The sequence below is a fragment of the Streptococcus australis genome (assembly GCF_901543175.1).
Lineage (GTDB): Bacteria > Bacillota > Bacilli > Lactobacillales > Streptococcaceae > Streptococcus > Streptococcus australis_A.
The window spans coordinates 608,959-622,982 of sequence record NZ_LR594040.1 but is presented as its reverse complement, the minus strand read 5'-3'; the positions used below and the strand labels follow the sequence as shown (position 1 = coordinate 622,982).

General features: G+C 44.9%; 17 protein-coding genes. 12 read left to right on the top strand and 5 right to left on the bottom strand.

Translation table 11 applies throughout. The features are described from left to right. Positions 1 to 7: 7 nt before the first annotated feature. The 3 genes from FGK98_RS03055 to FGK98_RS10235 form a co-directional block, all read right to left on the bottom strand. On the bottom strand, positions 8 to 1,102 hold the full coding sequence (locus tag FGK98_RS03055; protein ID WP_138099971.1) for a cystathionine gamma-synthase: 1,095 nt from the start codon (positions 1,100 to 1,102) through the stop codon (positions 8 to 10). Positions 1,103 to 1,247: 145 nt separating this feature from the next. Then, positions 1,248 to 3,206: a peptide ABC transporter substrate-binding protein gene (locus tag FGK98_RS03050; RefSeq protein WP_138099970.1), complete on the bottom strand. Its 1,959-nt coding sequence runs from the start codon at positions 3,204 to 3,206 to the stop codon at positions 1,248 to 1,250. A 640-nt stretch (positions 3,207 to 3,846) separates the two neighbouring features. Then, positions 3,847 to 4,464 carry an LPXTG cell wall anchor domain-containing protein gene (locus FGK98_RS10235; protein WP_241993353.1) on the bottom strand — a complete coding sequence of 206 codons (618 nt, stop codon included), beginning with the start codon at positions 4,462 to 4,464 and terminating at the stop codon, positions 3,847 to 3,849. 169 nt (positions 4,465 to 4,633) lie between these two features. On the opposite strand from FGK98_RS10235, the gene FGK98_RS10230 reads away from it, so the two are divergent. From FGK98_RS10230 to FGK98_RS10210, 5 genes are read left to right on the top strand one after another with little or no spacing between them, the layout of a single operon-like run. After that, positions 4,634 to 5,284, top strand: a complete 651-nt coding sequence (locus FGK98_RS10230) for a hypothetical protein (RefSeq protein ID WP_347233052.1) — start codon at positions 4,634 to 4,636, stop codon at positions 5,282 to 5,284. 27 nt (positions 5,285 to 5,311) lie between these two features. Beyond that, positions 5,312 to 5,608: a hypothetical protein gene (locus FGK98_RS10225; protein ID WP_347233051.1), complete on the top strand. Its 297-nt coding sequence runs from the start codon at positions 5,312 to 5,314 to the stop codon at positions 5,606 to 5,608. A 27-nt stretch (positions 5,609 to 5,635) separates the two neighbouring features. Further along, entirely contained in the window at positions 5,636 to 6,358 is a 723-nt protein-coding gene (locus FGK98_RS10220) for a hypothetical protein (RefSeq protein ID WP_347233050.1), read from the top strand. Between the two features lie 45 nt (positions 6,359 to 6,403). After that, positions 6,404 to 7,072 (top strand): hypothetical protein, encoded by a 669-nt coding sequence (locus FGK98_RS10215; protein WP_347233049.1) that lies wholly within the window; start codon positions 6,404 to 6,406, stop codon positions 7,070 to 7,072. Between the two features lie 45 nt (positions 7,073 to 7,117). Further along, positions 7,118 to 7,552 (top strand): hypothetical protein, encoded by a 435-nt coding sequence (locus tag FGK98_RS10210; protein ID WP_347233048.1) that lies wholly within the window; start codon positions 7,118 to 7,120, stop codon positions 7,550 to 7,552. 367 nt (positions 7,553 to 7,919) lie between these two features. Here FGK98_RS10210 and FGK98_RS10205 read toward each other — a convergent pair whose 3' ends face one another. Continuing rightward, complete coding sequence (locus FGK98_RS10205) at positions 7,920 to 8,243, bottom strand: hypothetical protein (protein ID WP_347233047.1); 324 nt, start codon at positions 8,241 to 8,243, stop codon at positions 7,920 to 7,922. An 894-nt stretch (positions 8,244 to 9,137) separates the two neighbouring features. Next, positions 9,138 to 9,425 carry a hypothetical protein gene (locus FGK98_RS10200; RefSeq protein WP_347233046.1) on the bottom strand — a complete coding sequence of 96 codons (288 nt, stop codon included), beginning with the start codon at positions 9,423 to 9,425 and terminating at the stop codon, positions 9,138 to 9,140. Positions 9,426 to 11,131: 1,706 nt separating this feature from the next. On the opposite strand from FGK98_RS10200, the gene FGK98_RS10195 reads away from it, so the two are divergent. The 7 genes from FGK98_RS10195 to FGK98_RS10165 all read left to right on the top strand — a co-directional run bounded on the left by FGK98_RS10195 (position 11,132) and on the right by FGK98_RS10165 (position 13,531). Continuing rightward, entirely contained in the window at positions 11,132 to 11,275 is a 144-nt protein-coding gene (locus tag FGK98_RS10195) for a hypothetical protein (protein ID WP_347233045.1), read from the top strand. Positions 11,276 to 11,284: 9 nt separating this feature from the next. Next, positions 11,285 to 11,434: a hypothetical protein gene (locus FGK98_RS10190; protein ID WP_347233044.1), complete on the top strand. Its 150-nt coding sequence runs from the start codon at positions 11,285 to 11,287 to the stop codon at positions 11,432 to 11,434. Positions 11,435 to 11,551: 117 nt separating this feature from the next. Continuing rightward, positions 11,552 to 11,701, top strand: a complete 150-nt coding sequence (locus FGK98_RS10185) for a hypothetical protein (protein ID WP_347233044.1) — start codon at positions 11,552 to 11,554, stop codon at positions 11,699 to 11,701. Between the two features lie 117 nt (positions 11,702 to 11,818). Next, on the top strand, positions 11,819 to 11,968 hold the full coding sequence (locus tag FGK98_RS10180) for a hypothetical protein (RefSeq protein WP_347233043.1): 150 nt from the start codon (positions 11,819 to 11,821) through the stop codon (positions 11,966 to 11,968). A 117-nt stretch (positions 11,969 to 12,085) separates the two neighbouring features. Then, on the top strand, positions 12,086 to 12,235 hold the full coding sequence (locus tag FGK98_RS10175; RefSeq protein WP_347233043.1) for a hypothetical protein: 150 nt from the start codon (positions 12,086 to 12,088) through the stop codon (positions 12,233 to 12,235). A 9-nt stretch (positions 12,236 to 12,244) separates the two neighbouring features. Next, a complete protein-coding gene (locus FGK98_RS10170; protein ID WP_347233042.1) occupies positions 12,245 to 12,394 on the top strand; it encodes a hypothetical protein in 150 nt (49 codons plus the stop codon). Positions 12,395 to 12,742: 348 nt separating this feature from the next. After that, a complete protein-coding gene (locus FGK98_RS10165; protein WP_347233041.1) occupies positions 12,743 to 13,531 on the top strand; it encodes a hypothetical protein in 789 nt (262 codons plus the stop codon). Positions 13,532 to 14,024: the final 493 nt, after the last annotated feature.

Sequence of the window (14,024 nt, the reverse complement as noted above, 5' to 3'; positions counted from 1 at the left end):
ATCTGTCTTATCCTTCCAAGGCTTGGCGCAAGTCCGCAATCAAATCTCTAGCATCCTCAATCCCAATAGACAAGCGCAGGAGGTCATCTGTTAAGCCATAAGAATGGCGCACTTCTGCTGGAATATCCGCATGGGTCTGCGTCGTTGGATAAGTAATGAGACTTTCTACCCCACCCAAACTTTCTGCAAAAGAGAAGACCTTGAGGCTGTTCAATATGTGAGGAATACGTTTCTCATCCACTACTTTAAAGGAAATCATACCCCCACGTCCTGTATAGAGCACTTCCTTGACAGCAGGTGAAGCCTTCAAAAAGGCAACCACTTCTTGGGCATTGGCTGTAGAACGCTCCATACGAAGAGACAAGGTCTTAAGACCACGAATCAACTGATAACTATCAAACGGTGACAAGACCGCCCCTGTCGTATTAAGATTGTAGAATAGTTGTTCATATAGTTCTAAACTATTAGTCACAACTACCCCAGCTAAGACATCATTGTGCCCTGCAAGGTACTTGGTTGCCGAATGAAGGACAATATCCGCACCATCTTCGATTGGTCGTTGGTAAATCGGACTGTAGAAGGTATTGTCTACGACTACTTTAGCACCCTTGTCATGAGCTAGTTTGGCTAGTTTTGCAATATCAAATTCCAACATCAAAGGATTGGTTGGCGTTTCGATGTAGAGAACATCCACATCATTTTCCAGCTCAGCAATCAACTCTGCTTCCGTATTGGCATAGGTAAAATGGAAACGGCCTTCTTGCTCCACTTGGTTGAACCATCGGAAAGAACCCCCATAAAGATCTCGCACAGCCAAGACTTTACTTCCTACTGGAAAAACACTAAAAGCCAGTACAATCGCAGCCATACCTGAGCTCGTCGCTAGGGCATAGTCTGCTGATTCGATTGCTGCCAAGACTTCCTCCGCTTTACTGCGAGTTGGGTTTTTAGTGCGCGTGTAGTCAAATCCAGTAGACTGACCGAACTCTGGATGCTGATAAGTTGTTGAAAAATGTAGTGGCGTCACCAAAGCACCTGTCGCCTTATCTGACTTGATTCCCGCCTGGGCTAAAATTGTGTTGATGTGTCGTTCTTTGCTCATACAATACCTCCAAATCTATAGTAACTATTGTACCACTTATTTTCGCCAACTCATTTTCTTCTTTTCAAGAGCTAGTTATAGTTTCAAACTATACAAAAACGATAGTTCCTTGAGAAACTATCGTTTTTCCTGTTGAATAGACTGGTTATTTAACGTGTTTTGCCAGTTCTTCTTGGGCTTTTTTATTTGATTCTTCTTTTTCTTTCAGCCATTTTTCTTTAGCTTTTTCATACTCATCAGCCGTTACAGTCTTATCTTGTAACTTGAGGTACTTGTATGATTCCACACCCTTATTTCCTGCTTGTGAGAATGGTGCTGAGAATGGAACTGTCTTTCTCAAGCTAGGTGTTCCACCAAGGGAAACGTTTGGAATTGCAAGGGCGCTATCAACGAGCCAAGCTTGAATTTCTGCATATTTTTCATAACGTTTCGCTGGATCTTGCTCCTTGTTAGCTTCTTCTAACATTTGAGTGTAAGTATCCAGACCAACTGCCTTAGCCTTGTCATTGACCTCACCTGGTTCTAGACCAAGGTTTTGCAACATACCGCCGTTATTGACATTTAGGATATCTAGATAGCTTGATGGATCCAAGTAGTCAGCACTCCAACCGCCATTATAGATATCAAAGTCTTTTTGAGCTGCCGTTTGAGCGAGGTAGCTAGAATTATCGAAGTCATCTGTTGATAATTGTTGGATATCAATAACCACATTCTCAGCTCCTAGAACAGATTCGATGGATTGTTTTAAAGAACTTGCTTCAAGTACACCTTTTTTAGCTGATTGGTCAACTGATACATCCAAGTGAATTGGGAATTGCACACCCTTAGCTTCCAATTCTTTCTTAGCTTCTGCAAATTTAGCTTTAGCCTTGTCAGGATTGTAGTATGGATCTTGCGCGTCTGCAAAGTTAATTCCTTGCCATTCTTGACCATAGTTGACCATCTTTTCTGAAACAACATCGCCAAAGTCTTTTCCGTTGATACTTACAAATGTAGGAGGTACCACTAGGTTACGAATAATCTTCGTTGCTCCATCTTCCCCTTGAGATTGAGCTCCATAGGCTGTACGGTTATAAGCATAGTTGAAGGCTTGACGGAAGTTTTTATTCAGAACTGCTTCTTGTGTTGATTTCTTTTCGATATCTGAGGACTTAGAAGTGAAGTTATAAGATTTTCTGTCCAAGTTGAAGTTCAAGTAATAAGAAGTTGCGGTTTGCATACTATAGATGATGTTATCCTTGTTCTTCTCTTTAATTCCTTCAAAGCTTGAGCTATTTGGATAGAGACGCGCGTAGCTGTAGACTCCTTCTACAAAGTTACGAGCTAGGGCATCTTGGTCACTACCATCATAGTAAGTCAATTTCACATCGTCCACAAAGACATTTTTAGCATCCCAGTAGTTCGGATTTTTCTTGTATTCGATAACAGATTTTGAAACAAATGATTTCATCAAGAAGGGTCCATTGTACAAAATGCTAGAAGGGTCTACCTTACCAAAATCATCCCCTTTTGATTTCAAGAAATCCGCATTGACAGGGAAGAGAATGGTTGAAGTTGTTTTAGAGTTCCAATAAGATTCTGGACGTGTCAAAGTGTACTGAACTGTTTGGTCATCAATCGCCTTCACACCGACAGTTGAAAAGTCTGTTGTTTTACCGTTGATATAGTCATCCAAACCTGCTACAGAGTCTTGAACCAAGTACAAGGCTTCAGATTTTTTATCTGCCGCATATTTCAAACCTGTCACAAAGTCTTGAGCAGTTACAGGTGCGTATTCTTCACCTTCGTATGTATACCACTTGGCATCTTTACGAAGTTTGTAGGTATAAGTCAAACCGTCCTTGGAAACGGTCCAATCCTCTGCCAAAGATGGAACATAGTTACCATATTGGTCATTTTCCATCAAACCATCTACCAGATTGGTAACGATATCATTGGTTGTTGCACGGTTCTCTGCTAGATAGTTCAAACTAGATGGATCACTAGAATAGACATAGTTATATGTTTTAGATGAACTTGCTGAGTTCCCACATGCGCTCAATAGGATACCTGCGCTTAACACGACACCTGCCAGTGTCAGATACTTGACCTTAGACTTTTTCATTTCCAGAACCTCCTGTTTTAGATATTTGCCTTATTATACAGCTTTAGTTTTATTTAGTCAAGCAATTCCTGTCACAAAAGGTCGAAATTATATTATTTTCTCTATAAATTTTAGATTTTTATCTATTTCGTTAAGTATATGCAATGAGTAGTGTAATATTTTTACCTCTTATTCCTAAGTGCTTTTAAAGCTGTCTTGTAATTCGGATATTCTCTTTGGTAGTGATTAATAACCAGTAAGACATCATTAGGTTCTTTAGAATGTTTAGAAATGGAAATCCATCAAAAATAAAATTGACGAGGCCTCCCCTCCTTTTCAGGCAGTGTTTTAAACTTTTCTCCAATCCAAATCCTACATCATAATATCCTTGAATCCCCTTCATTTCAATACTAAGTTGGAAGCAATCAGCAAGAATATAAAATGTCTAGTATCTGATTTTCAAAAATTTAGAATGATAATTCTCGTTACTTTGAATGTTAGAAAAGAGAGAACCAATCTGACTCTCTATCATGCTTAGTTAGATCTCACTCTCTACAGTTGACAAAGAGCCAAAAACCCCAGATAGCCTTGAGCCATCCGGGGTTCTTGTTTTCATCGCTAAAATGATATCAGCAATTTCATTTTAGTCGATTTCTGGGACTTAGTCTTCTAAATCCATTTCAGAAGCTGCTGATTTCTTCTTCTTGCCAAGAAGAGAGGCAGTTGCCAAGACAGCTACTCCTAATCCAAGACCAGCAAATTGGTTACTTGCAGTTCCTGTATTTGGAAGTCTTCTACCGTTTGAGCGTCCTGGTCCAGCAGGTTGTTGTGCAGGAGCTTGTGAGTGGTTCAAAGCGCTTGAGATTGAAGCACTGTCAGACAAGCTAGCTGAGGTACTTACGCTGTCGCTCAAGCTTGTGCTTGTTGAAACTGATTCACTTGTGCTGATTGAAGCTGATTGGCTAGCTGATACAGATGCTGAAGCTGATTGACTTGCTGAGTCATTGCTTGTGCTTGTTGAACCTGAACCGCTACCTGAGTTGTTGCTTGCACTGATTGAAGCTGATTGACTTGCAGATACTGATGCGCTAGTTGATTGGCTAGCTGATACAGATGCTGAAGCTGATTGACTTGCTGAGTCATTGCTTGTGCTTGTTGAACCTGAACCGCTACCTGAGTTGTTGCTTGCACTGATTGATGCAGAAATGCTGTCACTCAAGCTTGTGCTTGTTGAGACTGACTCACTTGCGCTGATTGATGCTGAAGTACTATCGCTCAATGACACACTTACTGATTTGCTAAGTGAAACTGAGTCACTTGCACTTACAGATTCAAGGTAGCTAGGAAGGTTAAACTCTGGCTTAGATTCGCTTGTTGGATCACCCTTACTATAGCTGAATGAGTTAGATTGTTGTGACGCACTTGTACTCAAACTGCTTGAAACGCTATTGCTAAGTGATGTAGATGTACTTACGCTGTTACTCAAGCTTGTGCTTGCTGATTCAGATGCACTGATTGAAGCTAATACGCTGTTGCTCAAGCTTGTGCTTGCTGATTCAGATGCACTAATTGAAGCTGATACGCTGTTGCTCAAGCTTGTGCTTGCTGATTGGCTTGCACTGATTGATGCAGATACGCTGTTGCTCAAGCTTGTGCTTGCTGATTGGCTAGCACTGATTGATGCAGATACGCTGTTGCTCAAGCTTGTGCTTGCTGATTCAGATGCACTGATTGATGCAGACACGCTATTGCTCAAGCTTGTGCTTGCTGATTCAGATGCACTAATTGAAGCTAATACGCTGTTGCTCAAGCTTGTGCTTGCTGATTCAGATGCACTGATTGATGCAGACACGCTATTGCTCAAGCTTGTGCTTGCTGATTGGCTTGCACTGATTGATGCAGATACGCTGTTGCTCGAGCTTGTGCTTGCTGATTGGCTTGCACTGATTGATGCAGATACGCTGTTGCTCAAGCTTGTGCTTGCTGATTGGCTAGCACTGATTGATGCAGATACGCTATTGCTCAAGCTTGTGCTTGCTGATACTGAAGTACTGATTGATGCAGATACGCTGTTGCTCAAGCTTGTGCTTGCTGATTGACTAGCACTGATTGATGCAGATACGCTGTTGCTCAAGCTTGTGCTTGCTGATTGGCTTGCACTGATTGATGCAGATACGCTGTTGCTCAAGCTTGTGCTTGCTGATTCAGATGCACTGATTGATGCAGACACGCTATTGCTCAAGCTTGTGCTTGCTGATTGGCTAGCACTGATTGATGCAGATACGCTGTTGCTCAAGCTTGTGCTTGCTGATTGGCTTGCACTGATTGATGCAGATACGCTGTTGCTCAAGCTTGTGCTTGCTGATACTGAAGTACTGATTGATGCAGATACGCTGTTGCTCAAGCTTGTGCTTGCTGATTGACTAGCACTGATTGATGCAGATACGCTGTTGCTCAAGCTTGTGCTTGCTGATACTGAAGTACTGATTGAAGCAGACACGCTGTTGCTCAAGCTTGTGCTTGCTGATTGGCTAGCACTGATTGATGCAGATACGCTGTTGCTCAAGCTTGTGCTTGCTGATTGGCTTGCACTGATTGATGCAGATACGCTGTTGCTCAAGCTTGTGCTTGCTGATTCAGATGCACTGATTGAAGCAGACACGCTGTTGCTCAAGCTTGTGCTTGCTGATTCAGATGCACTGATTGAAGCAGACACGCTGTTGCTCAAGCTTGTGCTTGCTGATTGGCTAGCACTGATTGATGCAGATACGCTGTTGCTCAAGCTTGTGCTTGCTGATTGGCTAGCACTGATTGATGCAGACACGCTGTTGCTCAAGCTTGTGCTTGCTGATTGGCTAGCACTGATTGAAGCAGACACGCTGTTGCTCAAGCTTGTGCTTGCTGATTGGCTAGCACTGATTGAAGCAGACACGCTGTTGCTCAAGCTTGTGCTTACTGATTCAGATGCACTGATTGAAGCAGATACGCTGTTGCTCAAGCTTGTGCTTGCTGATTCAGATGCACTGATTGAAGCGGATACGCTGTTGCTCAAGCTTGTGCTTGCTGATACTGAAGCACTGATTGAAGCTGACACGCTGTTGCTCAAGCTTGTGCTTGCTGATACAGATGCTGAAGTTGATTCGCTTGAGCTTACTGATGCTGAAGCTGATTGACTTGAGCTTACTGATGCTGAAGCACTGATTGAAGCGGATACGCTGTTGCTCAAGCTTGTGCTTGCTGATTCAGATGCACTGATTGAAGCTGACACGCTGTTGCTCAAGCTTGTGCTTGCTGATTGGCTTGCACTGATTGATGCAGATACGCTGTTGCTCAAGCTTGTGCTTGCTGATTCAGATGCACTGATTGAAGCAGACACGCTGTTGCTCAAGCTTGTGCTTGCTGATTCAGATGCACTGATTGAAGCAGACACGCTGTTGCTCAAGCTTGTGCTTGCTGATTGGCTAGCACTGATTGATGCAGATACGCTGTTGCTCAAGCTTGTGCTTGCTGATTGGCTAGCACTGATTGATGCAGACACGCTGTTGCTCAAGCTTGTGCTTGCTGATTGGCTAGCACTGATTGAAGCAGACACGCTGTTGCTCAAGCTTGTGCTTGCTGATTGGCTAGCACTGATTGAAGCAGACACGCTGTTGCTCAAGCTTGTGCTTACTGATTCAGATGCACTGATTGAAGCAGATACGCTGTTGCTCAAGCTTGTGCTTGCTGATTCAGATGCACTGATTGAAGCGGATACGCTGTTGCTCAAGCTTGTGCTTGCTGATACTGAAGCACTGATTGAAGCTGACACGCTGTTGCTCAAGCTTGTGCTTGCTGATACAGATGCTGAAGTTGATTCGCTTGAGCTTACTGATGCTGAAGCTGATTGACTTGAGCTTACTGATGCTGAAGCACTGATTGAAGCGGATACGCTGTTGCTCAAGCTTGTGCTTGCTGATTCAGATGCACTGATTGAAGCTGACACGCTGTTGCTCAAGCTTGTGCTTGCTGATTGGCTTGCACTGATTGATGCAGATACGCTGTTGCTCAAGCTTGTGCTTGCTGATTCAGATGCACTGATTGAAGCAGACACGCTGTTGCTCAAGCTTGTGCTTGCTGATTCAGATGCACTGATTGAAGCAGACACGCTGTTGCTCAAGCTTGTGCTTGCTGATTGGCTAGCACTGATTGATGCAGATACGCTGTTGCTCAAGCTTGTGCTTGCTGATTGGCTAGCACTGATTGATGCAGACACGCTGTTGCTCAAGCTTGTGCTTGCTGATTGGCTAGCACTGATTGAAGCAGACACGCTGTTGCTCAAGCTTGTGCTTGCTGATTGGCTAGCTGATACAGATGCTGAAGTTGATTGACTTGCAGATACTGATGCGCTAGTTGATTGACTTGCAGATACTGATGCGCTTGCTGATTGGCTAGCTGATACAGATGCTGAAGTTGATTCGCTTGAGCTTACTGATGCGCTAGTTGATTGGCTAGCTGATACAGATGCTGAAGCGCTTTGGCTTGCAGATACTGATGCGCTAGTTGATTCGCTTGCACTTACAGATGCTGAAGCTGATTGACTTGCAGATACAGACGCTGAAGCTGATTGACTTGCAGATACTGATGCGCTTGCTGATTCGCTTGCACTTACAGATGCTGAAGCGCTTTGGCTTGCAGATACTGATGCGCTAGTTGATTCGCTAGCTGATACAGATGCTGAAGCTGATTGACTTGAGCTTACAGACCCTGAAGCTGATTGACTTGCAGATACTGATGCGCTTGCTGATTGGCTTGCTGATACAGACGCTGAAGTTGATTGACTTGCAGATACTGATGCTGAAGCTGATTCGCTTGCTGATTGGCTAGCTGATACTGATGCTGAAGTTGATTGACTTGCAGATACTGATGCGCTTGCTGATTGGCTAGCTGATACTGATGCTGAAGCTGATTGACTTGCAGATACTGATGCGCTAGTTGATTCGCTAGCTGATACAGATGCTGAAGTTGATTGACTTGCAGATACTGATGTGCTTGCTGATTGACTTGCAGATACTGATGCACTAGCTGATACAGACGCTGAAGCTGATTGACTTGCAGATACTGATGCGCTTGCTGATACTGAAGTACTGATTGAAGCAGACACGCTGTTGCTCAAGCTTGTGCTTGCTGATTCAGATGCACTGATTGATGCAGATACGCTGTTGCTCAAGCTTGTGCTTGCTGATTGGCTTGCAGATACTGATGCGCTTGCTGATTGACTTGCAGATACTGATGCGCTTGCTGATTGGCTAGCTGATACAGATGCTGAAGCTGATTGACTTGCTGATACTGATGCTGAAGCTGATTGGCTTGCACTGATTGAAGCAGATACGCTATTGCTCAAGCTTGTGCTTGCTGATTGGCTAGCTGATACAGATGCTGAAGCTGATTGACTTGCAGATACTGATGCGCTAGTTGATACAGACGCTGAAGCTGATTGACTTGCAGATACTGATGCGCTAGTTGATTGGCTAGCTGATACAGATGCTGAAGCTGATTGACTTGAGCTTACAGACCCTGAAGCTGATTGACTTGCAGATACTGATGCTGAAGCTGACACGCTGTTGCTCAAGCTTGTGCTTGCTGATACAGATGCTGAAGTTGATTCGCTTGCACTTACAGATGCGCTTGCTGATTGGCTAGCTGATACAGATGCTGAAGCTGATTGACTTGCTGATACTGATGCGCTAGTTGATTCGCTTGAGCTTACTGATGCGCTTGCTGATTCGCTTGAGCTTACTGATGCGCTTGCTGATTGGCTAGCTGATACAGACGCTGAAGCTGATTCGCTTGCACTTACAGATGCTGAAGCGCTTTGACTTGCAGATACTGATGCGCTAGTTGATTCGCTTGCACTTACAGATGCTGAAGCTGATTGACTTGCTGATACTGATGCGCTAGTTGATTCGCTTGCACTTACAGATGCTGAAGTTGATTGACTTGCAGATACTGATGCGCTAGTTGATTGACTTGCAGATACAGACGCTGAAGTTGATTGACTTGCAGATACTGATGCTGAAGCTGATTGGCTAGCTGATACAGACGCTGAAGTTGATTGACTTGCAGATACTGATGCGCTTGCTGATTGGCTAGCTGATACAGATGCTGAAGCTGATTGACTTGCTGATACTGATGCGCTAGTTGATTCGCTTGAGCTTGCTGATTGGCTAGCTGATACAGACGCTGAAGCTGATTCGCTTGCACTTACAGATGCTGAAGCGCTTTGACTTGCAGATACTGATGCGCTAGTTGATTGGCTAGCTGATACAGACGCTGAAGCTGATTCGCTTGCACTTACAGATGCTGAAGCGCTTTGACTTGCAGATACTGATGCGCTAGTTGATTCGCTTGCACTTACAGATGCTGAAGCTGATTGACTTGCTGATACTGATGCGCTAGTTGATTCGCTTGCACTTACAGATGCTGAAGTTGATTGACTTGCAGATACTGATGCGCTAGTTGATTGACTTGCAGATACAGACGCTGAAGTTGATTGACTTGCAGATACTGATGCTGAAGCTGATTGGCTAGCTGATACAGATGCTGAAGCTGATTGACTTGCTGATACTGATGCGCTAGTTGATTCGCTTGAGCTTACTGATGCGCTTGCTGATTGGCTAGCTGATACAGACGCTGAAGCTGATTCGCTTGCACTTACAGATGCTGAAGCGCTTTGACTTGCAGATACTGATGCGCTAGTTGATTCGCTTGCACTTACTGATGCTGAAGCTGATTGACTTGCTGATACTGATGCGCTAGTTGATTCGCTTGCACTTACAGATGCTGAAGCTGATTGACTTGCTGATACTGATGCTGAAGATGATTGGCTTGCACTGATTGAAGCAGATACGCTATTGCTCAAGCTTGTGCTTGCTGATTGGCTAGCACTTACAGATGCTGAAGTTGATTGACTTGCAGATACTGATGCGCTTGCTGATTGACTAGCTGATACAGATGCTGAAGCTGATTGACTTGCACTTACAGATGCTGAAGCTGATTGGCTAGCGGATACAGATGCTGAAGCTGATTGACTTGCTGATACTGATGCGCTAGTTGATTCGCTTGAGCTTGCTGATTGGCTAGCTGATACAGACGCTGAAGCTGATTCGCTTGCACTTACAGATGCTGAAGCGCTTTGACTTGCAGATACTGATGCGCTAGTTGATTCGCTTGCACTTACAGATGCTGAAGCTGATTGACTTGCTGATACTGATGCGCTAGTTGATTCGCTTGCACTTACAGATGCTGAAGTTGATTGACTTGCAGATACTGATGCGCTAGTTGATTGACTTGCAGATACAGACGCTGAAGTTGATTGACTTGCAGATACTGATGCTGAAGCTGATTGGCTAGCTGATACAGATGCTGAAGCTGATTGACTTGCTGATACTGATGCGCTAGTTGATTCGCTTGAGCTTACTGATGCGCTTGCTGATTGGCTAGCTGATACAGACGCTGAAGCTGATTCGCTTGCACTTACAGATGCTGAAGCGCTTTGACTTGCAGATACTGATGCGCTAGTTGATTCGCTTGCACTTACTGATGCTGAAGCTGATTGACTTGCTGATACTGATGCGCTAGTTGATTCGCTTGCACTTACAGATGCTGAAGCTGATTGACTTGCTGATACTGATGCTGAAGATGATTGGCTTGCACTGATTGAAGCAGATACGCTATTGCTCAAGCTTGTGCTTGCTGATTGGCTAGCACTTACAGATGCTGAAGTTGATTGACTTGCAGATACTGATGCGCTTGCTGATTGACTAGCTGATACAGATGCTGAAGCTGATTGACTTGCACTTACAGATGCTGAAGCTGATTGGCTAGCGGATACAGATGCTGAGTCGCTTGCACTTACAGAAGCTGATGCGCTTTGGCTTGCTGATACAGATGCTGATTGACTCGCACTGATGCTTGCTGATACAGACGCTGATGCACTTTGGCTCGCACTAATTGACGCAGAATGGCTCGCGCTTGCTGAGATAGAAGCTGAGTTCTGGTTGTTAGATGCTGAAGCTGATGCACTTTGGCTTGCTGATACAGATGCTGATTGACTCGCACTGATGCTTGCTGATACAGACGCTGATGCACTTTGGCTCGCACTAATTGACGCAGAATGGCTCGCGCTTGCTGAGATAGAAGCTGAGTTCTGGTTGTTAGATGCTGAAGCTGAAGCACTTTGGCTTGCAGATACTGATGCGCTTGCTGATTGACTTGCACTTACAGATGCTTAAGCTGATTGGCTAGCGGATACAGATGCTGAGTCGCTTGCACTTACAGAAGCTGATGCGCTTTGGCTTGCTGATACAGATGCTGATTGACTCGCACTGATGCTTGCTGATACAGACGCTGATGCACTTTGGCTCGCACTAATTGACGCAGAATGGCTCGCGCTTGCTGAGATAGAAGCTGAGTTCTGGTTGTTAGATGCTGAAGCTGAAGCACTTTGGCTTGCTGATACTGATGCGCTAGCTGATTGACTTGCACTTACAGAAGCTGAAGCTGATTGGCTAGCGGATACAGATGCTGAGTCGCTTGCACTTACAGAAGCTGATGCTGATTGGCTAGCTGATACAGATGCTGATTGACTCGCACTGATGCTTGCTGATACAGACGCTGATTCACTTTGGCTCGCACTAATTGACGCAGAATGGCTCGCGCTTGCTGAGATAGAAGCTGAGTTCTGGTTGTTAGATGCTGAAGCTGAAGCACTTTGGCTTGCTGATACTGATGCGCTAGCTGATTGACTTGCACTTACAGATGCTGAAGCTGATTGGCTAGCGGATACAGATGCTGAGTCGCTTGCACTTACAGAAGCTGATGCTGATTGGCTAGCTGATACAGATGCTGATTGACTCGCACTGATGCTTGCTGATACAGACGCTGATTCACTTTGGCTCGCACTAATTGACGCAGAATGGCTCGCGCTTGCTGAGATAGAAGCTGAGTTCTGGTTGTTAGATGCTGAAGCTGAAGCACTTTGGCTTGCTGATACTGATGCGCTAGCTGATTGACTTGCACTGATGCTTGCTGATACAGACGCTGATGCACTTTGGCTCGCACTAATTGACGCAGAATGGCTCGCGCTTGCTGAGATAGAAGCTGAGTTCTGGTTGTTAGATGCTGATGCTGAAGCACTTTGGCTTGCGGATACTGATGCGCTAGCTGAGTGACTTGCACTTACAGAAGCTGAAGCTGATTGGCTAGCGGATACAGATGCTGAGTCGCTTGCACTTACAGAAGCTGATGCGCTTTGGCTTGCTGATACAGATGCTGATTGACTCGCACTGATGCTTGCTGATACAGACGCTGATGCACTTTGGCTCGCACTAATTGACGCAGAATGGCTCGCGCTTGCTGAGATAGAAGCTGAGTTCTGGTTATTAGATGCTGAAGCTGATTGACTTGCACTTACAGAAGCTGAAGCTGATTGGCTAGCGGATACAGATGCTGAGTCGCTTGTACTTGCTGAAGCACTTTGACTAGCACTTGCTGAGCTTGATGCTGATTGGCTCGCACTGATGCTTGTTGATACAGACGCTGAAGCTGAGTCGCTTGCACTTACAGATGCTGATGCGCTTTGGCTAGCTGATACAGATGCTGAAGCACTTTGGCTAGCTTTTGCTGAATTCGATGCTGATTGGCTAGCACTTACAGACGCTGAAGCTGAGCGACTTGCTGAAGCACTTTGGCTAGCTTTTGCTGAGCTTGATGCTGATTGGCTTGCACTTACAGATGCTGAAGCTGAGCGACTTGCTGAAGCACTTTGGCTAGCTTTTGCTGAGCTTGATGCTGATTGGCTTGCACTTACAGATGCTGAAGCTGAGCGACTTGCTGAAGCACTTTGGCTAGCTTTTGCTGAGCTTGACGCTGATTGGCTTGCACTTACAGATGCTGAAGCTGAGCGACTTGCTGAAGCACTTTGGCTAGCTTTTGCTGAATTCGATGCTGATTGGCTAGCACTTACAGACGCTGAAGCTGAGCGACTTGCTGAAGCACTTTGGCTAGCTTTTGCTGAGCTTGATGCTGATTGGCTTGCACTTACAGATGCTGAAGCTGAGCGACTTGCTGAAGCACTTTGGCTAGCTTTTGCTGAGCTTGACGCTGATTGGCTTGCACTTACAGATGCTGAAGCTGAGCGACTTGCTGAAGCACTTTGGCTAGCTTTTGCTGAGCTTGACGCTGATTGGCTTGCACTTACAGATGCTGAAGCTGAGCGACTTGCTGAAGCACTTTGGCTAGCTTTTGCTGAGCTTGATGCTGATTGGCTCGCACTGATGCTTGCTGATACAGATGCTGAGTGGGATTGATGTGCGCTAAGCGATGCACTCGCTGAAGCTCTTTGACTTGAGCTTACTGATTGGCTTGCTGATGTCGACTTAGAGATGCTACCGTTACCATCAATAGTCATTGAGAAGCCTCTTATCGGGAATCTCCTTTGATTTGTTCCCTCATTTTGCAGTGCTGCAAAATATGTAAGTGATTGAGGATTCTCTGGAACAGTACCATAAACTCTCATCTTAACATCAGGGCCACTAGAAGTAAATTTATATGTTATCCAGTCACCATTTGGTTTAATCCGTCTGTAGTTATCTATCAGAGTTAGTTTAGCTGGATGTACAAATTGGTTTGTAGAGTTTCTGTGATGGATAGTTACAGTGAAATTGAACTTTTGACCAGGTTGGAGAACAACATTCCCAGGTCCATCTATGACCTGAAGTCTCGGAGCCCAATCAAATCCTTCATCACCTGGTTGTGGCAACCTACGGAAACCTGAATAACCAGCACTACGGAAACCTGACT

What these genes read in the sequence shown, in the direction of transcription:
- FGK98_RS03055 (WP_138099971.1), bottom strand. Translation starts at nt 1,102, where the DNA reads ATGAGCAAAGAACGACACATCAACACAATTTTAGCCCAGGCGGGAATC.
- FGK98_RS03050 (WP_138099970.1), bottom strand. Translation starts at nt 3,206, where the DNA reads ATGAAAAAGTCTAAGGTCAAGTATCTGACACTGGCAGGTGTCGTGTTA.
- FGK98_RS10195 (WP_347233045.1), top strand. Translation starts at nt 11,132, where the DNA reads ATGCTTGCTGATACAGACGCTGATGCACTTTGGCTCGCACTAATTGAC.
- FGK98_RS10190 (WP_347233044.1), top strand. Translation starts at nt 11,285, where the DNA reads ATGCTTGCTGATACAGACGCTGATGCACTTTGGCTCGCACTAATTGAC.
- FGK98_RS10185 (WP_347233044.1), top strand. Translation starts at nt 11,552, where the DNA reads ATGCTTGCTGATACAGACGCTGATGCACTTTGGCTCGCACTAATTGAC.
- FGK98_RS10180 (WP_347233043.1), top strand. Translation starts at nt 11,819, where the DNA reads ATGCTTGCTGATACAGACGCTGATTCACTTTGGCTCGCACTAATTGAC.
- FGK98_RS10175 (WP_347233043.1), top strand. Translation starts at nt 12,086, where the DNA reads ATGCTTGCTGATACAGACGCTGATTCACTTTGGCTCGCACTAATTGAC.
- FGK98_RS10170 (WP_347233042.1), top strand. Translation starts at nt 12,245, where the DNA reads ATGCTTGCTGATACAGACGCTGATGCACTTTGGCTCGCACTAATTGAC.
- FGK98_RS10165 (WP_347233041.1), top strand. Translation starts at nt 12,743, where the DNA reads ATGCTTGTTGATACAGACGCTGAAGCTGAGTCGCTTGCACTTACAGAT.